This is a genomic window from Trichococcus palustris, from assembly GCF_900114465.1.
Classification (GTDB): Bacteria; Bacillota; Bacilli; order Lactobacillales; family Aerococcaceae; genus Trichococcus; species Trichococcus palustris.
The window spans coordinates 21,063-45,633 of the sequence record NZ_FOTD01000013.1 but is presented as its reverse complement, the minus strand read 5'-3'; the positions used below and the strand labels follow the sequence as shown (position 1 = coordinate 45,633).

Here is a 24,571-nt window from a genome sequence, read left to right as displayed (position 1 = left end):
CCGAATTTACGGAGGGGGCTGGGAGTTCTGTTCCAGTCCTTTTTTAATAAAATAGATCTGAGGAGAATATGATGGCTTTAAATGAAATGATGCACAGACCCGTTGTAAAAAAGGAATTAGTTGAATTTATGCGCACCAGATTGAAGCCTTTTTCTGGAGAATTGGGCGAGTTGGAGAAGGATGCGAACACCAGAGGAGTGCCGATCATCCCTCATGAAACGGCCGTTTTCCTGAATATGATCCTGGGCCAAATAAAACCGAAGCAAATATTGGAAATCGGCGCGGCGATCGGCTTTTCCGGGAGCCTGATGGCGCAGCATGTCGGACCGGAAGGCCATGTGACGACGATTGACCGCTTCGACGTGATGATCAGACAAGCAAAAGATAATTTCGAGAAATTAGGGGTGGCAGACAAAGTCACCCTCTTGGAAGGGGATGCGGCGGAAGTATTGCCGACCCTTAGCGGACCTTACGATTTCATCTTTATGGACAGCGCAAAGTCCAAATACTATGAATTCTTGCCGCATTGCATGAGGCTGTTGAAGACCGGCGGCATGCTGGTGATCGATGATGTGTTCCAAGCCGGCACCATTTTGGATGACGTCAAAGAAGTCCCGAAAAGGGTACGGAAAATCCATATCCGGTTAAACCAATTGATGGATACCGTGTTGGACCATCCGGCGCTGGAAACGGCGCTCGTACCGTTGGGAGACGGCTTGCTGATGATCGTGAAGAAAGAGGACTTTGATTTTTCTTATATATTGGAAGAAATCGAAAAAGAAAAACAAACCCGCGCATAGATTTCCGAATAAGCAGGGGGCATCCAAAAGAATAGGCAATCCAATGAAGCCGGGCGTTGTCCCGGCTTCATTGCATTTTCCGCGGACCTTACGATGGCCAATGGTTCCCGAATCAGCTCTGATACAGGGGTGGCTGAATGATAGTTTTCTCGCTGCCGGTTACTTTTAATGCGGTTGCAATTCCCGGCGGAAGATATTATGATTAATTCCATAAGGCTTTTCGAAGGGATTCGGTCCATCGTTCGGTATTCATGAAAAAAACATAAAAATGTCAAGGGACTGTGAGCAAAAAAACATTGCATTTTAATGAAATCATGGTAAAGTAATAAAAAGTAAGCAATATTTAAAAAGTAACGCAAATGTAACGTTCTTGTAACAAAAGGAGAAGGTGGTCTAGAATTGAAAAAGAAACCCTTAATGATTGGAGCCGTTACGGCTGTTTTGCTACTGTCGGGCACCTATTTTGGCTTCGGGAAATACTATGAAGATAAATTTTTGCCGAACACAGTACTGGATGGCATTGATATTTCAAACGACACGATAGTGCAAGCGAAAGATAAAACAGCAGCCGCTGCTGCGCAATCCGAGATCAAGATTGTGGAAAAAGGCGAAACGGTCTATACCTATACCCCCGCAGATCTGGGGATTTCCATCGACAACGCGGAAAAGTTGACGGAAATGAAGCAAGAACAAAAAGGCTGGAATTGGCCTTTGCTGCTGTTGCAGAAAACCGAAGAAAAGACGGACTTAAGCGGCGTTGCCGTGGATGAAGCGGCGCTGCAATCGATTTTTGCGAACATGCCGATACAAAATGACACCAGAACAGCACCGGTCAACGCAAAGATTTCCCACGGTGCAGACGGGTATGCGATTGAACCGGAAGTCGCCGGAAATACGGTTGATCAAACCGCTTTGAAGGAAATGATGCTGGAAGCAGTCATCACCGCTGAACCGGAAGTCGATCTAGCGGAAGCGTACCAAAAACCGACCTTGTTGGCAGATGATAAAAAGCTGAAGGAATCGTTGGCACAGTTAAAAGATCTGAGCGACACAAAAATCACCTATACGATCTCAGGCAAGGAAGAGACGGTACCCCAGACAGCGATCGCAGATTGGCTGGCCGTCGATGAGAAAGGGGATGTAACCGTCAATCAGGCAGGCATTACAGCCTATCTGCAAGGACTTAGCGACACCTACAGTACCTTCACCCGCACCCGTGAGTTCAAAGCCGCGGATGGAGAGACAGTACAAGTGCCAGCCGGGACATACGGTTGGACGTTGGACGTCGCTTCGGAAGCGGAAAATCTGGCAAGCTATATTTTGGCGGGCAAAGATGTGACGGTGACGCCGAACTACAATGGTACCGGCTATTCTGCGGATGGTACGGATATCGGGAACACCTATGTAGAAGTGGATTTAGGCAGCCAACACATGTGGTACTACAAAGATGGTGCAGTGGCATTGGAAACGGACATCGTTTCCGGTCATCCCTTGACGCCGACACCGACCGGCGTATTCTACATTTGGAACAAAGACGAAGAGTCCATCTTGAAAGGTTATAATCCAAAATCGGACAAGACATATGAAACGCCTGTCGATTATTGGATGCCGATCGAATGGACCGGGGTAGGAATCCATGATTCTTCATGGCAATCCGCTTATGGCGGCAATGTCTGGCAAACCGCCGGATCGAACGGTTGCATCAATACGCCACCGGAAGTAATGGCACAATTGTTTGGCTTGGTCACAGTGGGAACACCGGTTGTTATCCACAGCTAGTCGCCAAAACAGCAAGATAAATGAATGCAAGCAAAGAATCGGGCGGGGACATTTTTGTTCCGGCCCATTTTCTGGATTAGGACAAAAAACGACATTTCATCTGGAGTCTAAATGCCGATGGCGGTGCCGCTTTGCACTTCTGACACAGCAAATGTATAATAGAGAGTAGACGCTTCTCAAAGTACGGCATGATTGAATATCCAAGGAGGATTTAAGATGAAGAAAGTATTAGTAGTAGATGACGAAAAGCCGATTTCAGATATCATCAAATTTAACCTCACAAAAGAGGGCTATGAGGTTTTTGTGGCATTCGATGGAGAGGAAGCTTTGGAAAGATTTGCCGAAGTGAATCCGGATATCATTCTTTTGGATCTTATGTTGCCTAAGATGGACGGCCTTGAGGTATGTCGTGAAATCAGAAAAAGCAGTGATGTGCCCATCATTATGCTGACAGCCAAAGATTCTGAAATCGACAAAGTGTTGGGCTTGGAATTGGGAGCGGATGACTATGTCACCAAACCGTTTTCCAACCGAGAATTGGTAGCCCGTGTGAAAGCGAATCTGAGAAGACTCAGCAATCCTGTTGTCGCTGTGCCGGAAGAAGTTGAGAGCAACGAAATCCATATTGGCTCGTTGACCATCCATGAAGATGCCTATATCGTATCCAAACGTGGCACGGAAATTGAATTGACGCATCGGGAATTTGAACTGCTGCATTACTTGGCGAAACATCTTGGTCAGGTCATGACGCGCGAACATTTGTTGCAGACCGTATGGGGTTATGATTATTTCGGCGATGTCCGGACAGTCGATGTGACAGTCCGTCGCTTGCGCGAAAAGATTGAAGATACACCAAGCCATCCAACATGGCTGATTACTCGCAGAGGAGTAGGGTACTTCTTGAAAAATCCAGATCAGGAGTAATCTTATGAACAAAAAAATCCGCTTTATCCACTCTATCCATTTTAAGATACCGATGCTGTTCATTTTTCTGTTGTTGGTATCCTTACAATTGATAGGTGCGTACTTCATCCGTCAACTGGAAACAAAAATGATCAGCAATTTTGATAGCCAAATGAGTTTGAATTCGGGTTTTCTGGAGAAAACCCTTCAGCCCATTTTACAGGGATCCGACCCCGAAAAAGTGGAAGATGCTGTCCAGACCATCTTAGGCGACTTCACGGGCAGCGACATTTTAGAGACGCAAGTGGTCGATGGTCAGGGCTATATTTTGGGGATCAATGACCAGACACTCCAGACGGTTGTGGGTACGAAATCGACGGACCGTGACGTGCAACAAGTCTTGCTGCTGGGGACAGCCACCACCTACCAATATGTGAACGAAAACACAAATAACCGTGTCTGGAAAAGCATCAGCCCTATTTTTTCGCAGGATAATACGGGAACGATCATTGGTGCATTGGTGATGGAATCGAATATCGAGACCGTCTATACCCAGATGAACCAGACGGTCAGCATCTTCTTCAACGCCTCGCTGGTTGCCATCGGGATCACCATCTTTCTAGCCGTCATCATTTCCCGGGGAATTACACGGCCGATTTCAGAAATGCGCCGGCAAACGGCAAGCATTGCTGAAGGGGATTATTCCGGGAAAGTGACTGTCTATGGGGAAGATGAACTGGGGCAGTTGGCCGAAACAATCAATGATTTGTCTTATAAAGTGAAAGATGCGCAAGAGACGACCGAGTCGGAACGCCAAAGGCTGGATAGCGTCTTGAAGCATATGACGGATGGCGTGGTGGCAACAGACCGCCGCGGCAAAATCATCATCATCAACAGCCGGGCCATGGATCTGCTCTCCATAGCGCAAGAGAAGGCGATCGGGCAGTCGATCATGAAAGTGTTGAAATTGGGGGAACAGTTTACTTTCCGCCAATTGTTGGAAACGCAGGATGAATTGATATTGAACATCGCCACAGAAGATCAAGATGCGATTTTACGGGGTGAATTCTCGGTTATCCAAAGGGAATCCGGCTTCATCAGCGGGCTGGTCTGTGTCCTTTCGGATATCACGGAGCAAGAGAAAGTCGAGGAAGAACGCCGCAGCTTCGTTTCGAATGTGTCCCATGAATTGCGCACGCCTTTGACAAGCGTTAAGAGTTACACGGAATCCCTGATTGAGGGGGCGTGGGAGGATAGAGAGCTGGCTCCCGAATTTTTGAAGGTCATCGCAACCGAAACCGACCGGATGATCCGGATGATTTCGGACTTGCTGAATCTGTCCCGCATGGATCAAGGGAAACAAGAATTGAACCTGGAATTTATCAGCATCAACGAATTGGTGTCCCACATTTTGGATCGCTTCGAGATGGTGTTGAATTCGGAACAATACCGCGATAAAGGCTACTCGATTCAGCGCGATTTCACGCAACGCAAGCTATGGGTAGAAATCGATCAGGATAAATTTACACAGGTGATCGATAACATCATGAACAATGCCATCAAGTATTCACCGGATGGCGGAACCATCACTTGCCGTCTGATGGAGACGCACAATAGTGTGGTCATCAGCATCACCGATGAAGGATTGGGTATTCCAAGGAAAGATATCAACCACATTTTCGATCGCTTCTACCGGGTTGACAAGGCTCGTGCCCGTTCAATGGGCGGTACAGGGTTGGGTCTGGCGATTTCGAAAGAGGTTGTACACATGCATGGAGGGAAAATTTGGGTGTCAAGTGTGGAAAATAAAGGCTCGACTTTCTTTATTTCTCTGCCTTATATTCCGATGGATGAGGAGGACGAGTGGGAATGAGACAAAAAGAATCGCCGATACTGAGCGCAACGTTGTACATTCTTGTTGCAATCAGCCTCTTTTTGACTAGCCGCATCTTATCGAATCCCGGTACGCTCAGCAATAGCCAAAATACCGGCACGACTGCGCCGACGGCAAGTCTGACCAATACCAAGAATGTGGAAGACGTCTTCGCGCCGACGTATATGACGATGCATACAGATCAGAAGGTATACCTGTCGCAGGACCCGGCCGTCATGAAGGCTGTGAACGCGCAATTGGGTAAGGGCGAAATGGCAGGCATCGAGAGCGTTTTGACCTATACACCGGAAGAATATGATGCCTTCGTCATGTCGGGAAATCAACTGGAGATCACGTTTTCTGAAGAAGTTCCCTTGGAACTGCTCTCCCGTTACTTCAATAATTTGCAGGAAGACTATTTTACGGATCAAATCAACCGGATCATCATCCCCACGGATGAGGGGGCTCCCATCTATTTGCTGAGCGACAGCACAAAGCGGGTTTTCGTCGTTGCGCATCCGGAACAATTGGGCCAACAGGTGGCGGATATCTATGAAGGAAATAAAGGAAGCTTCACGACGGTGATTCCGTATGCGCTGGCCGATGCCATCGCCTATTTACCGGAGCAAGAAGTGACCGTTCCGAAGTTGGTTTATTTGGCCGAGAGGCCACCGAACAGCTTCTTCATCAATCTTCTGTTTGATGATACGACGGAATTGAAAGACAACGGGAATGACGAATTCGTCAGTTACAGCGACAACATTTCGGAGTTGAGCATCCAAAAAACGACGGGATTGTTGAGTTATTACCGCAACAGTTTGGATAACGAGACAATGTCGAATTATCGCCTCATCCGCAATAGTTTTCATGAAATCAAGATGTTGGACAATTGGACGAACCCTTTCTATTTTTATGATTATGATGAAAAGACCGGCGACGTTTACTACCGCAGATACGTGAATGGGTTCCCGATATTCGGCGACGTGGATTATGGGCTGACCAGGATCAAAATGTCCGGTTCGACCGTGATCGAATTGCAGTTTTCGACACAGGTCATCCAAACGCCTTTGACGGATCGGCAGGAAGCAACGGTGTTGATCAGTGGGGAACAGCTTTTGGAAGAATTGAAAAATGCTGGCTACCCTGCCGGAAATATCCAAAAGATCACGGTGGGCTACGATTGGGCATTCAGCGAAGAATCCAATCGTATCGTTGATTTGACACCGAAGTGGTTCATCAAAATGGATGACAGGTGGCAAACGATGGATAAATGGATTGCCGCGAGCGAAACGGATGGTGCTGCAAATGGATTTTAAACGCATCAAAATCATCTTTATCATTACGTTCACCCTCTTGAACATCTATTTATTGAGCATCCTTCTGGAGAAGAATCAGACGGACTTACGTTTCGGCGATGGGAGCGCGACGCTGAATATCCAGGAAGCGATGAAGAACGATAATATCGAATTTCCGACGCTTTCTACCGAAATGGAGAAAGTCCCTCTGATCAAAACCGCCAAAGGGAATACTTTGGAAGAGGCTCAAAAGACACTGACGAACCAGACTACCCATTACGAAGAGGGCGTTTTGCACAGCACGCTGTCAGAACCGATCCAACTGGAATGGGAGGGCGTCTCGCCGACGTTGGATGACGTGAAGCCCGTCAAGGATTTCATCGCTGGAGGCAACATCCTGTACGGTTCGGCCTACAGCTATTTCACCTATTTGCCGGTCAGGAAACAGTTGGTGTACACGCAAGTCGCAAATAGCATCCCCATCGCCGATGGTACAGGCAGTATCATTTTTAGCCTGAATGACGAGAATGAAATCATTTCCTATGAGCAGACCTATGCTGGGGATGCCGAGGTGCAAGGAAGCGGCCGGAACGTCATTTCCGAAAAAACAGCGCTGGAATCGTTATACTTGAATAAACAGATCCCGGCAAATGCCAGCATCCGGATGATGCATTTGGCCTACTACCGGACGCTCAGCCTATCGGACATGGATATTTACAGCCCGATGTGGTACGTTGAAATCGCGGTCGGAAATTCCCCGGTCGATGTGAAGCGAGTGGATGCCTTGACCGGCAACATCATTTCCACGCCGACGATTGTGGTTCCGGAAAACGGATCGCAGTCAAGGGCGAAGAGCAACAGTTTGCTGCTGCTCATGGAAGAGGAATCCTCTTCCGGGCAAAAAGCCAGCATCGGAGTGGAATGACCTGCCGCGAGCGGCATAGATAAGAGCGAAGCAACTTGGAAGAATCTTACGGAATCATCATTCCGTAGGGTTCTTCCTTTTTTTAATCCGGCAAGTTTGTTAAAATGAAGGCGGGAGAATAGTAGGGTGATTGGGCGGATCGGCTTATGGAAGAGGGAGTATGCGATGAAACGTATAGGATTTATATTCGTGCTTATGTTCAGTTTCATTTTTGGATTTGGAGAGCGAGACGTACAAGCCCGCTCCTATGAAATTACAAATTACGATGTGTTGGTTGACATCCAAAAAGATGGAAGTGCATTTTTCAAGGAAAGCATCACCTACGATTTTTCCGGTGAATTCAACGGGGTGCTGTACGATCTGGATATCAAGGACGTTGCGGTCCCGACCGATGTGAAAGTATCGATGCAGGCTTATTCATCCCAGAACGCATTTCCTTTTGCGCTGAGCGATACGGGGGAACCCGGGACGTTCAAACTGGAAAACACAGGGGATTTTCTGCATTTCACAGTCTACAATAAAATGTCGGATGAAATCCAGACGGTCATCTATGAGTACAGGATTCCGGAAATCGTCACGAACTACAACGATATCGCCGAATTTAACCGGAAAGTGATCGGTGCCGGCTGGGAAAACACCCTGAACGACGTCGATGTGACCATCCGATTGCCTGAAGCGACTGGAGAACAGGAATTGCGGGCATGGGGGCATGGCGGCAGTCAAAACAGCACCGTCACGCTCGAAAAAAACCAGCAAGTATTGCTGCATGTGCCGCAAAATCCAGCCAAACAATTTGTCGAAGCGCATGTGATTTTCCCGACCCGCATCACGGCGGATAACCCGCATATCGTGAACGAAGACAAGTACGCGGCGATATTGGCACAGGAAGCTGCGTTGGCAGAAACGGAGAAGAAGAACAGCTATCTTTGGGGGATTGCGGGAGCCGCTTTGGCGATAATCGGCCCCATCCTTCCGATCGCTGTTTTCCTTTGGAATCGTCGGGCCAAGAAAAAAGAAATGCCGCAGGAAATCCATCTTCCGGATCACATTTATGAATTGCCGGAAGATATGACGCCGGCAGTCATGAGTAGCGCCGTCTTCGGACGTAATGCGCAGGCGGAGGATGTTTCGGCAACCATTTTGGATTTGGTGCGGAAAGGCTATCTATCGATATCGCCCGTGGATGTGCCGCAGAAAGGCATCTTTGGCCGAGAAAAGGCGCCGGTATCCTCCTTCCGCTTGACGAAACTGAAAGATGTGGCGGACGCACCGATTTTGAGTCATGAAAAACAGGTTATGCAGTGGTTCATCGATGATGTGGGGGACGGCAACAGCGTCACCTTGGAAGATATCAAGGATATCGCCGATCAGTCGGCTGATGCCAAGCGCTTCAATGAGAATCGTGATACCTGGCAACAACAGGTTTCTGCGGTTGCGAAACCGAAACGGAAAAGCTACCGTTCGAAATACAATACAAAAGCCGGCGTTTTCGCTGTCCTGGCCCTGATTGCCAATATTCTCTTTTTGGTGATTGTCATCGGCATCGGCATCACCTTGGGAAAAGTCACTATGTGGACGATCATTGCCGCAGCGGTGGGGGTTGGATTGAGTTTTGTGCTGGTCGGGTACAGCGCCAGCAGGCCGATCATGACCGCTGAAGGGGAACGGGTGAAGCAGGAATGGGAAGGCTTCCGGAATATGCTGAAGGATGTCGGGAATTTCCCGATGCGGGAAGTCGGATCGATTGCCTTATGGGATCATTTTTTGGTCTACGCCGTTTCTTTGGGTGTCGCCGATAAAGTCATGAAGCAAATGCAGATTGAATTTCCAGTCAATGAAATCCAAGCCTCCGCTTTCGGCACCTATTACTACATGAACAATGCCATCTTCCTGTCGGCCCTGAACAACAGCGTCAGCACGGGCATCTCAAAATCGATGCCGTCTTCGTCGAACAGCAGCGGTTTTGGAGGAGGATTCGGCGGCGGTTCTTCGGGTGGGTCCGGTGGCGGATCCGGCGGCGGGGCATTCTGATTGCGCCCTCCGGAAGATTAGAAAAAGATGAAAATTAAATGTTGACATCCACAGAAACAGGTAGTAAGATGGAGTCACATCAAATCATCCTTGCATGGATGATCAAAACCAATTGAAAAATAAAATCTTGGAGCAGGAAGAGTACGTATAATCGTTTCGTTTCAGCGAATCTGGAATAGTGTAAGCCAGGTACGATAACCTATACCGAATGGGCCTGTGAGATGAGATGCGAACAACGATTAGCATTTTCCGGGTAGTCCGCCGTTAAAAGGACAGGGTATCGAAAAAGTTTTTTTCTGTACCTGACAAAGATATTTTGCACTTAGGTGGCACAAACGAGATAGCATCTCGTCCTAATTTAGGACGGGGTGTTTTTATTTTATCTTTGGAGGCTGCGACGGCTGATGCGTCGTATTTCCGGGGTGTGTCAGCAAAGGCGATTTAAAATGGGTGGCACCGCGGTCACTTCGTCCCATTACAAGGGGATGGAGTGGCTTTTTTTGTACCCGAAAATGCCGATCGCAGCAAGTGGACAAGCAGAAAATCAAAAGAAAAAGACTGGAGTGGTAAATAATGTTAAAGAATGCAATCAAGAAAATTGCGGAAAAAAAGGATTTGTCGGCTTTGGAGGCGGCAGAGGCGATGAAGCAGACCATGTCCGGAGCTTGCGAGCCATCCCAAGTCGGTGCGTTTCTTTTGGGCTTGCGCATGAAGGGGGAAACGCCGGACGAGATCGAAGGCAGCGCCTATTCCCTGCTCGAAAATGCCGTGGCTTTTGACGTTCCCTCTGAAGACAATGGGATGTTGCTGATCGACACATGCGGAACAGGCGGCGATGAAGCGAACACATTCAACATTTCGACTGCGGCTGCCATCATCGCTTCGGCGGCGGGCGTAAAAGTGGCTAAGCATGGCAACCGGGCTGTATCCAGCCTCAGCGGCAGCGCCGACATCTTGCAGGAATTGGGCGTCCATATCAGCGCCGAAATGGATGATGCGAAAGAATGCCTGAAAGAAACCGGCATGACGTTCCTCTTTGCGCAAAAGTATCATCCTGCGATGAAAAATGCCGCAAAAGTCCGTGGCGAATTGGGTACCCGGACCATCTTCAACCTATTGGGGCCGCTGATCAATCCCGCGCCGATCAAAGGGCAGGTTTTGGGGGTATATGATGGACGGCTGACGCATACCATCGCGGAAGTACTGCTGCGGATGGGAAGGGAACGCGCTTTGGTGGTCCATGGGACGGATGGCTTGGATGAAATAACCACAACCGGCGCGACATTGGTGACAGAAGTAAGGGACGGTCAACTTTTTGACTACACGATTCACCCGTCGGACTTCGGCGTGGCCGTCAGCAACAAAGCCGACATAAAGGGAGGCAGTGCAGCGGAAAATGCGGTCATCCTGGAAGAGGTGCTGAAGGGGAAAAAAGGCCCGCAACGGGATATTGTCCTATTGAATACGGCAGCGGCCCTTTATGTCGGCAAAGCCGTGAATAGTCTGCAGGAAGGTGTCTTGTTAGCTGCCGAGCTGATCGATACCGGCCGGGCGTACGAACAATTGAAGAAAATAGTGAATTTCGGGAAGAGGAGTGCGGTAAATGATATTAGATGACATCGTAAAAGTGAAGGCGGAACAACTGAAGGAAGAAAAAGCCGGGAAATCATTGGCACAACTGCAGAGGGAAATACGGACACGGCCGATCCGTGACTTTGAACAAGCCTTGCGGGGACAGCCCTTATCGATCATTGCGGAAATAAAAAAAGCCTCTCCGTCAAAAGGGATCATCCTGGAGGACTTCGACCATCGGGAAATCGCCCGCATCTATGAAGACATCCGCATCGATGCGATATCCGTCCTGACCGAACGCCATTTCTTCAAGGGTGAGGATGCCTTCATTCAAGACGTGCGGGGAATCAGCAGCAAACCGTTGCTGAGAAAAGACTTCATCATCGATGAGTATCAAATCTACCAGGCCTATGCAATCGGGGCCGACGCCATCCTATTGATCGCGGCCATTCTTCCCGGAAGGCTGAAGAGCTACTACGATTTGGCGAAAAGCCTGGGATTGCATGTGCTGATTGAGGTGCATGACGAAGCGGAAGTGGCGGAAGCTTTGGCGACGGGCTGCAAGATCATCGGCATCAACAACCGGGACTTGAAGACGTTTACGGTCGATTTGGGGCAGACTGCCAAACTGATGGCGGACATACCGAAAGACCGCATCATCGTTTCGGAGAGCGGCATCAAGGATGCGGCGGATGTGAAAGTGCTGCGGGAGTTGGGAGTCAATGCCATCTTGGTGGGCGAAACGTTCATGCGTTGCATCCACCAACCGCAGGAAATCGAAAAATTCATCGAGGCCTGTAAGGGAGCTGGCGAGGCATGACAAAAATCAAGGTTTGCGGTTTGCGGCGCCCGGAAGATGTAGCCTATGTAAATGAGTTGAAACCCGATTATGTCGGATTTGTCTTTGCCGAAAGCAAAAGGCGGGTGACGGCCGCAGCAGCGGCAAAGTTGGCTTCCGGATTGGATCCGGCGATCAAAAAAGTCGGTATTTTTGTGGATGAAGACCCGGAAGTTGTCCGGAGCATCGCCGAACAGGTACCGTTGGATATCCTGCAATTCCACGGGCATGAGTCGCCTGCTTACCTGGAAAGCTTCGGGGATAAAGAAATCTGGAAAGCCCTTCCCATCGCAACCAAAGAGGATATCGGGCAGATGGCGCGCTATCCGCAGAACACCTTATTGCTGGATGCGAAAGTTTCCGGAGCCTCAGGCGGAAGCGGTGTCCCTTTTGACTGGGATCTGCTCAGTGGAGCAGATTTGGACAGGGGGAGGATCGTTTTGGCTGGGGGGCTGAACCCGGACAACGTGGCGCAGGCGATCGAGAAGGTCCGGCCATTTGCGGTTGATGTGTCATCCGGTGTCGAAACGGACGGATTCAAGGACTATCAGAAAATGAAAACATTCATCGAAAAGGTCCGGCTGGCCCCGCAATGATTTCCGTTTTGGGCGCGAACAAGGCCCCCTTGGATGAGATGCCGTTAACATTTCCATAAGAAAAGGAAAAATTACTGGCATTTTTCCGGAAATAAGTTAAACTTATGGATGTAAATGGGGGGCTAAGTTGGATGAATGTACAAGAAGAAGGTTTATATGTCAGCTATTTGGCGAGCGGAAGCTCCGGTAACTGCACCTATATCGAAACGCCGAAACGGAAAATATTGGTCGACAGCGGGCTGAGCGGGAAAAAAATAGCGGAATTGATGAGCAAAATAAATCGGAATATCGCTGACGTGGACAGCATTTTTGTAACGCATGAGCATCGCGATCATGTACATGGGCTTGGCGTTCTCGCACGGAAATACCATATGGACGTCTACGCTAACGAGGCGACTTGGAAAGCGATGGACCACATCATCGGTAACGTCAAAACGGAACAAAAATATATTTTTGAAATGGGTCAGGTCCTCACCCTCGGGGATGTCGATGTCCGAAGCTACGGGGTATCGCATGATGCGGCGGAACCGCAATTTTATTCCTTCCACTATGAAGGCAAACAAATGGCAATGCTGACGGATACCGGCTACGTGAGCGACCGTTTAAGAGGGTTGCTCAGCAATGCGGATGCCTACCTGATCGAGAGCAATCATGACTTGGAGTTGTTGCGCATGGGCCAATATCCATGGTCGCTGAAGCAACGCATCTTGGGGGATGAAGGGCATCTATCCAATGAAGACGGGGCATCGGCCGTGGCGGAAATGCTGGGGCACAATACCAGACGCATTTACTTGGGGCATTTGAGCAAAGACAACAACATCAAAACGTTGGCGCACCAAACGGCAGAAAGTGTATTGATGCAAAAAGGGAAAGCGGTAAACGAAGATTTCTTCGTTTACGACACCGATCCGGCTGAGCCGACTGAACTATTCAGAGTATAGATGGCTATAGGCAAGAGCACGATAAGAGGAGTGGATGCCGAGAGGCTTCCGCTCTTTTTTTTCTGCTGAACATGTTATAATGATGCCAACGATAGACCTATTTCCCAAACTATTATCTAATTATCTTCACAATTTATTCAAAATAAGGAACTATACTGATTTTGTAGAACGTTAAGAAGGAGTGATAAGTGATGGACGGAAATGAAGAAAACAAAAACCTAAATAAAAGTGATGAACCTAAAGAAAAAAATGCGAACAAAACAGAACCTTCAGCAACCGCTTATTCTCAAACGGAAGACGCACAACCACTCGAAGGACAGGCCGATCAAATTGATGGTGAAACCGCAGTCGAATCCGGCGATGTGGATGCCCCGGTTGAGGGAGTGATGGGCGCGGACACACAAGCCGAGCAACTTTCCGAGGAAGAGGAAAGACAAAGTCGCCTACGCGCAACGGTCCCTAAAGAAGAACGCATCAACACGCTGAAAAATAGCATCGACGAGGAGCCGAATCCCAGGAAGCCAAAAGAGAAAAAATCCTCTCCAATCAAAAACGGCATCATCGGCGGCATCATCGGCGGCGGTGTCGTAGCGCTCATCGGTGCCGGCTTATTGCTGGGTTCGGGTCTTTTGGCTAACCAAACCACTGGCGGACAAAGCAATACGACCAAGGTGTCGGACGTAGCTTTAAACATCACCACCGATACAACGGCTGCCGTCGAGAAAGTTCAGGATGCCGTTGTTTCCATCATCAATATGCAAAAAGGCAGCAACAACGTATTCGGGTTGGATATTCCGCAAAAATCATCAGAAACGTCGGATGGGAACCTGCAGACTTCCAGTGAAGGGAGTGGCGTCATCTATAAAATCGAAGGGGATTTGGCTTATATCGTGACCAATAACCACGTTATCGATGGCGCGGACGAATTGGAGATTCTGCTGAAGGACGGCACGAAAGAGGTGGCCACTGTTGTCGGCAGCGATATATGGACGGACTTGGCGGTATTGACGATACCGGCCAAGAACGTCACGACTGTTGCGACATTCGGCGATTCGGACAAAGTGAATGTGGGTGAACCGGCCATCGCAATCGGGTCGCCGCTGGGGACGGAATTCGCAACTTCTGTAACCCAAGGCATCATTTCCGCTAAAAATCGTTCCGTCGCTACGGATGTCAATGGCGACGGGGTCGTTGACTGGGACGTTACGGCATTGCAGACGGATGCGTCCATAAACCCAGGGAATTCAGGTGGCGCTCTGATCAATATCGCCGGACAAGTCATCGGAATCAATTCCATGAAAATTTCCGATCCCAATGTCGAAGGGATGGGCTTCGCCATTCCAAGCAATGACGTGGTTACCATCATCAACGAACTGGAAAAAAACGGGGAAATTATTCGTCCGGTTTTGGGAGTCTCCATGTTGGACTTATCCCAAATCTCCGCAACGCAACAACAGACTGTTTTGAAATTACCGGAAGGTGTGACCGAGGGTGTTGTTGTGGCTGAAGTGCAACCGTTATCGGCAGCAGAACTGGGCGGCATCAAACAGTATGATGTGATCACCGAAATGAACGGAAAATCTGTGACCAGCATAGTCGATTTAAGGAAAATCTTGTACACGCTGGCTGTCGGATCGAAGGTGGAAATCAAGTACTACCGGGATGGTGAACTTCAAACAACGACCGTTACCTTAACGGACGGACAAAGCTCGACTAAATAAACAACAACGTCATTTTAGGAACAACAAGGGTGTGCACCAACGCAAAAAGGCAAACGCAGCATAAAAATATCAGTTTTACCCTGATATTTTCGCTGTGCTTGCCTTTTTTTTCAACAGCCTGTGGATGAAATGTGGGGACAAGTTTTTTATCTGTGTAAAAGTATGGAAATCTTTAGGGATACTTGCTTTCTGAAAACGCGAGTTATCCACAAAAAATGAAAAACCCTGTGCATAAACGAAGTTCGATTGTGAAAAAAGATAAAATTAACGATTTAAAAGGCTTTATAAAAGGTTTTTCAGAATAAAAGATTGTTCAATAGGGGGTGTGCATAACTTTTGGATAGTTCTTATTATCATTTTTTAATAAATCTATATTTAGTGTTGCGGGAAAGGGTAGCCACTAAATAAAGTGGGGAACGTGTGTACATGTGGATAACTCTTGTGGATAAGGTGTGACTTGTATGGGATTATTGTTCATAACTCAGAAGAATGAAGCTTGTCTAATAAAAAAGCAGCACCTCTGTTGGAGAGGCGCTGCCGGAAGTACTTAATTCAGTTTATTCAAGTAGTCGTAACGTTCGAATACGTCCGACTCGGTGATCCCAACAAGAACGATGTCTTGGTCGACGATGTAGTCCGCCGAGAAGGATACATCCAAGTGCTCGCCTTTGTGTTTGCGCAAGCCGATGATGTTGATGTCATATTTTTTGCGCAAGTCCAATTCCACCAAGGATTTGCCGACCCATTTGGTTGGCGGATAGAATTCGATGATGGTCGTCTGTTCGTCCAAATTCACAACATCTTCGATATTGGTGCGCAAAATATTTTTTGCGACACGCATACCGGTTTCTTTCTCCGGCAAGATGACAGTTGTCGCGCCGATTTCCAACAGCACATCGCGGTAATTCTTATTTTTTGCTTTTGCGATAATGTGTTTGATGCCTAATCTTTTGCAGTTCATGACCGCAAGGACGCTCGCTTCCAGAACGGTACCTGTCGCAATGACGACAACGTCGCAGTCGCCCAGGCCGATGGATTCCAATAAAGCAAGATCGGTAACATCACCGATGACCCCTTTTGTGATGAACGGCTCCAAACGATTCACATTTTCCGGATCCTTGTCGACCGCAATAACATCAGAATCGAATTCAGATAACGTTTTCGCAATCGTGGATCCAAAAATACCTAAACCTAAAATACCAACCAATTTACTCATTTTTATAATCGCTCCTATTCTTCCTTATCCAATCAAAATATTTCCTTTTGAAAACTCGACATCTGGTACCTTTTGATCACTCTTTGCTAAACTGTCCACCAACGTGATAGGTCCGATACGTCCCGCAAACATCAAGAACATAAGAACGGCTTGGCTCAGGCGCCCCAAGGTAGGGGTCAAGTTGGCGCTCACACCAACCGTGGCAAGTGCGGAAATTGATTCGAATAAAACGTAGATGAAATTAACTTCAGGGTTCAGAATACTCAATAAGCTTGCCCCCAGAATAAGGGTACCCAGCAAGGCCATGAAAATGACCAATGCTTGACGGACCAACTGTTTGTCGATGGTATGGTGCGCAATATTCACATTGCTTTGACCGCGGACTTCATTGTAGAGCATCAAAACAACGATGGCAAATGTCGTTGTTTTCAAACCGCCAGCCGTCCCACCGGGAGAACCCCCAATGAACATCGTGATGACAAACCAGAATAAAGTAAATGGATATACCGTAGTATAGTCGATTGTGGCAAATCCAGCCGTCCTCATCGTTACGGTTTGGAAATAACCGGCCAATAATTTCTGAGGGAAAGTAAAGGTCCCGATCGAATCCGGGTTGTTGTATTCCACTGCCACAAAGAATAGCATGCCGACAGCGATGACGGTCACCGTCACAAGCAGCGCCAAGCGGCTGTGGAGGGAAAGCGACCGGAAAAAAATCCGCAAGCTTCGTTTGCCCTTCTTGGCGGAAAAACATTTAATGCTCTTCGTAACATCGAACCAGACGGAGAAACCGATACCGCCCAGGATGATCAAACTCGTAATGACGAAATTGACCAAGGGATCATGGACATAATCAACCAAGCTGACATTACCTAAATTATCGAATCCGGCATTGCAAAACGCCGAAATGGATAAAAAGAGGGAAGTGAACAGGCCTCTGCCCCAACCATAAAGCGGCACAAAGCGGAAGGACATGAGGAGGAAACCAGTCCCCTCAATCACTGCGGTATACTTTAAAATATCCGAAAGATATTCCCGGAATCCACGGGCATCGCCACGGTTGATCCCTTCCTGAACGGCCAAACGGTTCCGCAGGCCGATGCGTTTTTTAAAACGGGTAATGACGCTGGCGATAAGGGTCATCAAACCCAATCCACCAATTTGCATCAGCGCCATACCGACGATTTGGCCAAATATAGTATAGGACTCATAAACCGACTGCGTAAACAGGCCGGTTACACAAACCATGGAAACTGATGTAAATAGATTGTCCAGGTATGTCGCTTCCGATGTCGGCAATTGACTGATGGGCAGCGTCAACAAGAGTGAGCCTGTAAAAATAACAAACGCAAAACTGATTGCAATCTTCTGTGAAATAGACCAATTTGAAATCCTCTTTAACACAATGTATTCAATTCTCCTTTCGCATTACCATAGAAATAAGGTTTGATACTTCATTATAATACCGGTATATGATAAAGCAAATAACATATATAAAACTATATTAAAACAATTTCTGGAAAAAGAAAACCACATTCATGACTTTTTCAATCTTATTAAAAAATTTTCTTCATATATAAGGGAAGTGTATAGCTACGTTAGTTAATAAAGAGATATTTGTACTATTTCAACAATATTCGGTCAAAAGGAAGGGAACCTGGAAAATCGGTTGCGAAATCCATCGTGTTCGCATAGGATAGAAAGTGACAAGAAGAAGGAGCGATTGCACATGAACATAAAAATTATCACAGTCGGAAAACTGAAGGAGAAATATCTGAAAGAGGGGATTGCAGAATACACCAAGCGGCTGGGGAGCTACTGCAAACTGCAAATCATCGAGGTCAGCGACGAAAAGGCGCCCGAAAACCTGAGCGATAAGGAAATGGAAATCATCAAGGACAAAGAGGGGGAAAAGATACTGGCGAAAATACCGGAACAAAGCTATGTCTTTGCGATGGCCATCCAAGGGAAGCAGTATGACTCCGTCGAATTCGCCAACGAACTGGATAAGTTGGGCACCGCCGGGAAGAGCGATATCACCTTCATCATAGGAGGTTCGCTTGGCCTCAGCCAAGCCGTCTTGTCCCACGCCGACCAACACATCTCATTCGGCCGCCTGACCTACCCGCACCAGTTGATGCGCCTCGTGCTGACCGAACAGATCTACCGCGCCTTCCGGATCATCCATGGACATGCATATCATAAATGAGGTCATTTTTTTGATGATAATGGCGGTATGACGGCATTCCTGCGTCGGATACAGAAATGGCTTAAAAAAGAGAATAGAAACGAAAAAGCGGAAAGCCTATGATGACGGGCTTTCCGTTTTATTTTTGCCTTCCGGATCATTTAAGGCTGTAATATATATGTAATGTCTACTAAACAATTCAGAATTAGCTATCATTATAATGTGGTGGATGCATCCTACTTTTGCAAATGGACACTTTTTTAGGCTCGCGCCAAAACATTAAAGGACCACGTTGAATATCACTCCAACGCTCTGGGCTTTTTATATGCGCGAAATTAGGTGATGAAAGTGAAGAAATGCAAAGGCTGTGTCTGAGCGACAGGGCTGTCGAAGAATAAGGTTTACTGCTTGTTCGCAAAGTGCGTGAAGCATAGAGGGGTGAAAAGCAATACCATATAAATGCAAGCGGACTTGTTCCTACCCAGGCTGGCCAGAATTTACAATTTTAAGAATTGGGAAAAGATCTCAGCATGTATGGGATATGATATACGATGGCTTTTTAGGCCTCATGGTAAAGCTCTAGATGAAGTTCATAAAATGCTTAGAGATAATAAGGGATAAAAAGAAAGGTTCGTTGCGATATTATACGGCCCCTTCTTTTTGAAAGGAGAAATATGTTTTAGGAGGATTTATTCTTGTTTGCTAACTTCAGTTACTTCGGTAGTCGATTCTTTAAGATCAACTGCCTTCTTCTCAGGAAAGTTTTTCTCTAAGCAATTGAGGATAACCTTGCCTTCTTCTTTGTGTTTCGAACTCTTAACAGCACCTTTGATGAGCTTATAGACCAGGAATATTGTCCCAACTCCAACAACTCCACCGACAGCCCCCTGAATTCTTCCGACCTTGAGCGATTGAGCCGGATCTGCAAGAAAAAAATCAGCAATTCTTGTAAGGCCTTTTTGCATATCACCGTTGCCGAGTTCTTTGAGTGCATGTGTCATATCAGCACCTGTCTTTCCGTTTCTTGTCATTAAGTTTGCAATCTGTGTCTTAGTATTGTTCATCTTAAGTACCCCTTTCTGGGTTGGTTTGTTTTTTAACTTGTGTTCATCATAATACAATGATATAAAGAAGTGAAGGATAAAATAGTCGGAAAACATATCTATTCATAACGGTAACAGGCTTTGAAAAGATAAAATAATCTTTTGGTATAAGGAGAGAGTTTATATGGCATTTAAGAACTTGAAACTTGAGGAACTTCCGAAATTTGGGCAAAGACTTATGGGGCTTGCCAGGGAGAATGATATAGAGACTCCAATTGAAATAGCTCAGACTCTATATGAGAGGTGCTATGAATTAGTAAAGCCCGGTGAAAGAAAGAACAAGTACGGCAAGGTTGTAAAAAGCGAAGAAAATGACATAAAGTCTATTATCAAATTTGTTCAGGCACATTTGAATGAAGAGAACGCGTTTAACGTGCACAGCAAGTATGTGTATGCTTATAGCCAGTTATTCGAGTGTTCAATCGACTACCTGTATGGCATTACAGAAGTTAAAAGTCAGGAACTCGATGTTCGCCAGGTCTGTGAGAAGACCGGTCTGTCTGAGAATGCTGTGACACACTTAATCGAGAATTATGACGACGATCCGGAAACCTTTTCTGCTACTGAATGGTGGTCACAAGTCTTGGAAGGAGGAGCTTTTTATGGTATACCTTTAGTCTGGGGTACATACACTGAGCGGGTCCTTGAAAGGCAGGACTTGCAGAAGAGAATTGATGCAATCAATAAAGCACTAGGTGAAGTAGAACTCGACTCTGATACAATATTATTACAAGAGATGAGACCAGACACACTCGAAAGATTGAAGCGAGAAAAGGAAGACTCTTGCTACGGTGCTTTTGGAAAGATGATGCAGTACATACAGCATTATCTTGAAGACCGTGCCACGGATTGGGTTGAACAGCAACATAAGGATTATGATGAAATGTATTATCGTGGTGAGATCAATAAGTTAAAAATAATAAAGGCATCATTAAAGGTTTAAATACTCCAGTAAAAAACTGACCAGTGGAAAGGGGCGATTATTTGAACAATTCATTGATTTACTCATATATTGAAGATATTGCAAAGAGAATTCATGACCCCGCTTTACATGGCGCAGCATCAGTCATGGTCGGCGCAGGGTTTTCAAAGAATGCGGATGTGGTTGACGATGAAACATCTGCACCTAATTGGGAAGAACTTGCTGTGTCGATGTTTGAAGCTTTATACAAGAAGCCAAATAATGAAGATGACATTAATAGTTGGGAAGTACAAAAGATTAGAAAGACTTCAGGTAAAAACGTATTGAAGTTGGCAGAAGAGTACAAGTCTGTTTTTGGAAGAAACAAGCTAAATAAATTTATCGAAGCGAATATCAATGACGATATGTACATCCCAGGTGATTTACATAAGAAACTTTTGTCATTAAATTGGAGGGATGTGTTTACCACCAATTACGATACTTTGCTGGAAAGAACCATCGATAAAATCAACGTTAAATTCAACTACAAGATCCTGACAAATCAAAACGATCTGCCTGGAAGCACTCATCCGAGGATAATAAAACTTCACGGCAGTGTGGACAGTTCAAAACACTACATCATCTGTGAAGAAGACTATCGCACTTATCCAGTTAAATTTGCACCACTGGTAAACACCGTACAACAAGCCATGCTTGAAACACAATTATGTTTAATCGGATTCTCTGGAGATGATCCAAACTTTTTGAGTTGGTTAGGATGGCTTAGAGACAATATGGGAGAAAACTGTCCTACCATTTATTTAATTGGCTTATTTCAAAGCATGAGCGCTGCAGAGAAGATGACGCTTGAGAGCCAGAACATTACTGTTGTGGATCTTGGCGATATGTTTGATAAGAAAGTAGGGCATCAGGAAGCTTTGGATACATTCTTAGATAAGTTGATTGAGTATGGTGAGAAAAAGGGGAAAATCTTCGAATCAGTTCCTTTTTTTAAAGACATGTTATTTAATCGTGATTTCTATAAGTCTATCGATGATAAATATTTTGAAATAATGGATGGATTTTTAGTGAGGATGAAATATAAGACAAATGGGTACCTGGCTTTTCCAAACGATTCTGAAGCAGATAGGTTTACAGATTCTATAAAACGTCACTTAGTAGAGCTACTCAAACTTGAACCTAGTAGCCGGCAAATTAATCTATTAGCAAAATTCGTGTATTTATTGCGACGGGGTTACATGATTTTGGAAGATCCTGAAGCTAAGAAAATACAAACACTTATAGACTCTTTTGCTGAAGTAGAATTAAAAAATGAGAAAGCTCTTCGTTCATCGTGGGTGGATGTAGCTCTGTATTTACTAGAAATGTACCGAATAGATGGAAGAAATGAAGAATATAAAGTTTTGCTAGCTAAAAGCGAGAAAGTAGCTTCTACACTTGATGGTTATACTAGAGAAGAACTGCAGATAGAAAAATGCAAGTTTCTCATAGCAGTATTTGATTATAGTCAAGCGACTAAAGAAGTCGAGAAGATTAATCAAAATGTTGCTCTCGATATCCAATTAAAAAAAGTGTTTTTATATAAGCAAATTGGTGAAGAAGAAAAAGGGGAAGATTTACTAAGAAAAACTTCTGCAATTTTAGCGCAGAAAAAGTATTCTGAGAATAAAACGGCTTCACTCAGAGGATATCTAAACATATGTGCAAGATCTCTGATAAATGGAACAGATGAAGAGTTTGATGATAGTTTTTCAGATAAAGAATACTATCTCAATGCATATAATGTAAGGAACATTTACAACCAAATGAAAAACGATGTAAGTAATTCGCTCATCCTTGCGCACAATGAATCAAGAGGCGAAAACCCAGGATTTAATCCGGGAACGTACAGAGTTACTTATGGAACGGCAACCAGAAAAGAACAAGATGCTGTATCAAAACCATTAAAGTATGTGATGTTCCAAGATCTATTATGTTTGCCGAATACATTTAGCGATCATCGAGACATATTGGCGTTAGGTTTGAAAGAAATAATTCACACAAGTCAGATTCCTATATGGAAGTGGTCAGCGATAATTCGCACCAATGATTCGAAAATCATCAACTCATTTTTTAGCAGAGAACTGATTATTTCATCAGAGGTTAAATGGGTCGAAGCGATGTTTGACCAGTTAAGTAAACTTTCTGATGTGTTTACTTCAGCAGATAGGTTTAGAAATCAGAGTAGGATTATTACACAAGAAACTCTTTTCGATATTTTAACGAGATTCTCTATTGTGGTAGATGACGAAAGGGTAATTCAACTTATTACAAAACTTATTGAACTAAGAAAATACTTAGATGACTTTGATTCAAGAAAAGTGGATCAGTATTTTGGGAGGCTAAAGCATTCACTCAATTCAGATATTTTCTCTCATTATTTATATGTATTGTTAGAATCTGATTCCATACCACTAAACTTTCTATTAACCTTTGTAGATATTGAGGTAAAAATAGAACAACCTGACATAAGTGATGATATCTATAATAAGGTTATCAGTGAAATAAGTTCTCAAGAATCAGATAGGAGAGATAGAGGAATTGCAAAAGCAATTCTAATTAATGCGTTCTCTGATTTTGGAAAATTTGAGTCACAAATGGCTCGGGCGGTATGGGATCAGTTAAATGAAAATGGATTTCCGGAAGGTACCCTTTTTCATATACGAGTGTGGGAAGAATTGCCACATCCAACAGATATTGATTTTAAAAATTTGTATGATAAATATCTCAAGGAGCCAAAATTCATTCGTTCTGTTAGTGGGGGAACCATTTCAGGAATACCTTCGATTGATAACCCCATAAATGAATATATACAGTTTTTCAGAAGAGTTTCTGCCTTCAATAAAAAGGAAGCTTGTGCCATGGAATTATCTTGGACATCTCAGTACTTTGCTGACATTATAAAGTATATATATGATTATGTAGATAACGAGAAGAGTGTACTAACAGTCAGAAGATGTTTTTTTGGAAGCGGAAAGGAAGGTGAAAAAAGGTTCGTCAAATTGGGGGATTTTGTAGCTATGCTTACAGCACAAGCTTATTTCTTGAATGTATTTACGGATGAAGTGAAGGCTGCAGTCAAAGATGTTAAAGCGCTTCTTAGAGAATACGATCTTTCAACAGCCTCACTAGATTTAATGGATAAAACCATAGCTAATAATTTGTCTGAGAAAGAAGTTAAGCTTCTTATGAATCAAATAATAGTTGGCTCAAGAGACGAGCTGGGACAAGTCATGAATGAAATCGATATACTATTGATGCTCGAATCTAATTCCGTCAATAATATAAAGATATCAAATCACCTGGTTGAACTAATAAGTTCACTAAAGTATTTTGAAACTCAGAGAAGCAGTACCGTAATTTATCAACTGATATATGTAATAGATCATCCGTTACTCATTCAAGATGACTACAGAAATATTATCATAGAGGCATTTCGTGAAAACCTTGATAAATTAGATTTGTCACTCAATGAATCAGATAGGGAATTAATTGAGAGTATCTACAGTTTATCAATATTGGTAAGAAGATATTATGATAAGTTGATTCAAAGTGAGATTAGCATTTCAGAGGAATTTGCTAATGTAATTGAAGAACTGAGTCGTGCTAAACTGAAAGAAGTAAGATACCTGTGGGAAGATATTCAATCATAATAGGAGTTTCTTCGTATATTAGGAGTCTCATTCTTAAGAATTATGAGGGGTATTTCGTGAAAAATAGGCCGATTTTTGGCCTTTTTTAAAAATAAATTATAAGCATTGTTAAGAATATCAACTATTTTGGTGCTATTAGAATTATAATGAAAAACTTTTGAATGATAGAAGGCAGA

General features: G+C 45.0%; 18 protein-coding genes. 15 read left to right on the top strand and 3 right to left on the bottom strand.

Translation table 11 applies throughout. The annotated features are described in order from the left end of the window. The first annotated feature begins 71 nt into the window (after positions 1-71). The 12 genes from BM101_RS09430 to BM101_RS09375 all read left to right on the top strand — a co-directional run bounded on the left by BM101_RS09430 (position 72) and on the right by BM101_RS09375 (position 15,274). The gene (locus BM101_RS09430) at positions 72-800 is read left to right on the top strand and encodes an O-methyltransferase (RefSeq protein WP_087032276.1); all 729 of its coding nucleotides are present in this window, start codon (positions 72-74) and stop codon (positions 798-800) included. Positions 801-1,199: 399 nt separating this feature from the next. Next, positions 1,200-2,579 (top strand): L,D-transpeptidase family protein, encoded by a 1,380-nt coding sequence (locus BM101_RS09425; protein ID WP_087032278.1) that lies wholly within the window; start codon positions 1,200-1,202, stop codon positions 2,577-2,579. 216 nt (positions 2,580-2,795) lie between these two features. Beyond that, complete coding sequence (gene yycF / locus BM101_RS09420) at positions 2,796-3,503, top strand: response regulator YycF (protein ID WP_087032280.1); 708 nt, start codon at positions 2,796-2,798, stop codon at positions 3,501-3,503. A 4-nt stretch (positions 3,504-3,507) separates the two neighbouring features. Beyond that, the gene (gene walK, locus BM101_RS09415; protein ID WP_087032282.1) at positions 3,508-5,355 is read left to right on the top strand and encodes a cell wall metabolism sensor histidine kinase WalK; all 1,848 of its coding nucleotides are present in this window, start codon (positions 3,508-3,510) and stop codon (positions 5,353-5,355) included. Then, positions 5,352-6,671: a YycH family regulatory protein gene (locus BM101_RS09410; protein WP_087032284.1), complete on the top strand. Its 1,320-nt coding sequence runs from the start codon at positions 5,352-5,354 to the stop codon at positions 6,669-6,671. The genes walK and BM101_RS09410 overlap by 4 nt, the downstream gene beginning before the upstream one ends. Further along, complete coding sequence (locus tag BM101_RS09405) at positions 6,661-7,575, top strand: two-component system regulatory protein YycI (protein WP_177194469.1); 915 nt, start codon at positions 6,661-6,663, stop codon at positions 7,573-7,575. The genes BM101_RS09410 and BM101_RS09405 overlap by 11 nt, the downstream gene beginning before the upstream one ends. Before the next feature lie 165 nt (positions 7,576-7,740). Then, entirely contained in the window at positions 7,741-9,606 is a 1,866-nt protein-coding gene (locus BM101_RS09400; RefSeq protein ID WP_087032288.1) for a DUF2207 domain-containing protein, read from the top strand. Between the two features lie 573 nt (positions 9,607-10,179). After that, positions 10,180-11,223 carry an anthranilate phosphoribosyltransferase gene (gene trpD / locus BM101_RS09395; protein WP_087032289.1) on the top strand — a complete coding sequence of 348 codons (1,044 nt, stop codon included), beginning with the start codon at positions 10,180-10,182 and terminating at the stop codon, positions 11,221-11,223. Then, on the top strand, positions 11,210-11,998 hold the full coding sequence (gene trpC, locus BM101_RS09390) for an indole-3-glycerol phosphate synthase TrpC (RefSeq protein WP_087032291.1): 789 nt from the start codon (positions 11,210-11,212) through the stop codon (positions 11,996-11,998). Before trpD ends, trpC begins: the two co-directional genes overlap by 14 nt. Next, positions 11,995-12,612, top strand: a complete 618-nt coding sequence (locus BM101_RS09385; RefSeq protein WP_087032293.1) for a phosphoribosylanthranilate isomerase — start codon at positions 11,995-11,997, stop codon at positions 12,610-12,612. Before trpC ends, BM101_RS09385 begins: the two co-directional genes overlap by 4 nt. A 131-nt stretch (positions 12,613-12,743) precedes the next feature. Beyond that, positions 12,744-13,553, top strand: a complete 810-nt coding sequence (locus BM101_RS09380) for an MBL fold metallo-hydrolase (RefSeq protein WP_087032295.1) — start codon at positions 12,744-12,746, stop codon at positions 13,551-13,553. Between the two features lie 191 nt (positions 13,554-13,744). Continuing rightward, a complete protein-coding gene (locus BM101_RS09375) occupies positions 13,745-15,274 on the top strand; it encodes a S1C family serine protease (RefSeq protein ID WP_087032297.1) in 1,530 nt (509 codons plus the stop codon). Between the two features lie 547 nt (positions 15,275-15,821). On the opposite strand, the gene BM101_RS09370 is transcribed toward BM101_RS09375, so the two are convergent. Together BM101_RS09370 and BM101_RS09365 are read right to left on the bottom strand one after the other, a co-directional pair. Beyond that, positions 15,822-16,490 (bottom strand): potassium channel family protein, encoded by a 669-nt coding sequence (locus BM101_RS09370; protein WP_087032299.1) that lies wholly within the window; start codon positions 16,488-16,490, stop codon positions 15,822-15,824. 24 nt (positions 16,491-16,514) lie between these two features. Beyond that, positions 16,515-17,894 (bottom strand): TrkH family potassium uptake protein, encoded by a 1,380-nt coding sequence (locus BM101_RS09365; RefSeq protein ID WP_177194468.1) that lies wholly within the window; start codon positions 17,892-17,894, stop codon positions 16,515-16,517. Positions 17,895-18,219: 325 nt separating this feature from the next. Here BM101_RS09365 and rlmH point away from each other — a divergent pair, with 325 nt between their 5' ends. Beyond that, positions 18,220-18,699, top strand: coding sequence for a 23S rRNA (pseudouridine(1915)-N(3))-methyltransferase RlmH (gene rlmH, locus BM101_RS09360; protein ID WP_087032303.1), 480 nt, complete (start codon positions 18,220-18,222; stop codon positions 18,697-18,699). Positions 18,700-19,367: 668 nt separating this feature from the next. Here the strand turns inward: rlmH and BM101_RS09355 are convergent. Beyond that, positions 19,368-19,742 carry a hypothetical protein gene (locus tag BM101_RS09355; protein ID WP_087032305.1) on the bottom strand — a complete coding sequence of 125 codons (375 nt, stop codon included), beginning with the start codon at positions 19,740-19,742 and terminating at the stop codon, positions 19,368-19,370. Positions 19,743-19,905: 163 nt separating this feature from the next. Here BM101_RS09355 and BM101_RS09350 point away from each other — a divergent pair, with 163 nt between their 5' ends. Next, positions 19,906-20,724 carry a hypothetical protein gene (locus BM101_RS09350; protein ID WP_087032306.1) on the top strand — a complete coding sequence of 273 codons (819 nt, stop codon included), beginning with the start codon at positions 19,906-19,908 and terminating at the stop codon, positions 20,722-20,724. A 41-nt stretch (positions 20,725-20,765) separates the two neighbouring features. Further along, positions 20,766-24,395 (top strand): SIR2 family NAD-dependent protein deacylase, encoded by a 3,630-nt coding sequence (locus BM101_RS09345; RefSeq protein ID WP_087032308.1) that lies wholly within the window; start codon positions 20,766-20,768, stop codon positions 24,393-24,395. The last annotated feature ends 176 nt before the right edge of the window (positions 24,396-24,571 follow it).

What these genes read in the sequence shown, in the direction of transcription:
- BM101_RS09430 (WP_087032276.1), top strand. Translation starts at nt 72, where the DNA reads ATGGCTTTAAATGAAATGATGCACAGACCCGTTGTAAAAAAGGAATTA.
- yycF (WP_087032280.1), top strand. Translation starts at nt 2,796, where the DNA reads ATGAAGAAAGTATTAGTAGTAGATGACGAAAAGCCGATTTCAGATATC.
- walK (WP_087032282.1), top strand. Translation starts at nt 3,508, where the DNA reads ATGAACAAAAAAATCCGCTTTATCCACTCTATCCATTTTAAGATACCG.
- BM101_RS09410 (WP_087032284.1), top strand. Translation starts at nt 5,352, where the DNA reads ATGAGACAAAAAGAATCGCCGATACTGAGCGCAACGTTGTACATTCTT.
- BM101_RS09405 (WP_177194469.1), top strand. Translation starts at nt 6,661, where the DNA reads ATGGATTTTAAACGCATCAAAATCATCTTTATCATTACGTTCACCCTC.
- BM101_RS09400 (WP_087032288.1), top strand. Translation starts at nt 7,741, where the DNA reads ATGAAACGTATAGGATTTATATTCGTGCTTATGTTCAGTTTCATTTTT.
- trpD (WP_087032289.1), top strand. Translation starts at nt 10,180, where the DNA reads ATGTTAAAGAATGCAATCAAGAAAATTGCGGAAAAAAAGGATTTGTCG.
- trpC (WP_087032291.1), top strand. Translation starts at nt 11,210, where the DNA reads ATGATATTAGATGACATCGTAAAAGTGAAGGCGGAACAACTGAAGGAA.
- BM101_RS09385 (WP_087032293.1), top strand. Translation starts at nt 11,995, where the DNA reads ATGACAAAAATCAAGGTTTGCGGTTTGCGGCGCCCGGAAGATGTAGCC.
- BM101_RS09380 (WP_087032295.1), top strand. Translation starts at nt 12,744, where the DNA reads ATGAATGTACAAGAAGAAGGTTTATATGTCAGCTATTTGGCGAGCGGA.
- BM101_RS09375 (WP_087032297.1), top strand. Translation starts at nt 13,745, where the DNA reads ATGGACGGAAATGAAGAAAACAAAAACCTAAATAAAAGTGATGAACCT.
- BM101_RS09370 (WP_087032299.1), bottom strand. Translation starts at nt 16,490, where the DNA reads ATGAGTAAATTGGTTGGTATTTTAGGTTTAGGTATTTTTGGATCCACG.
- rlmH (WP_087032303.1), top strand. Translation starts at nt 18,220, where the DNA reads ATGAACATAAAAATTATCACAGTCGGAAAACTGAAGGAGAAATATCTG.
- BM101_RS09355 (WP_087032305.1), bottom strand. Translation starts at nt 19,742, where the DNA reads ATGAACAATACTAAGACACAGATTGCAAACTTAATGACAAGAAACGGA.
- BM101_RS09350 (WP_087032306.1), top strand. Translation starts at nt 19,906, where the DNA reads ATGGCATTTAAGAACTTGAAACTTGAGGAACTTCCGAAATTTGGGCAA.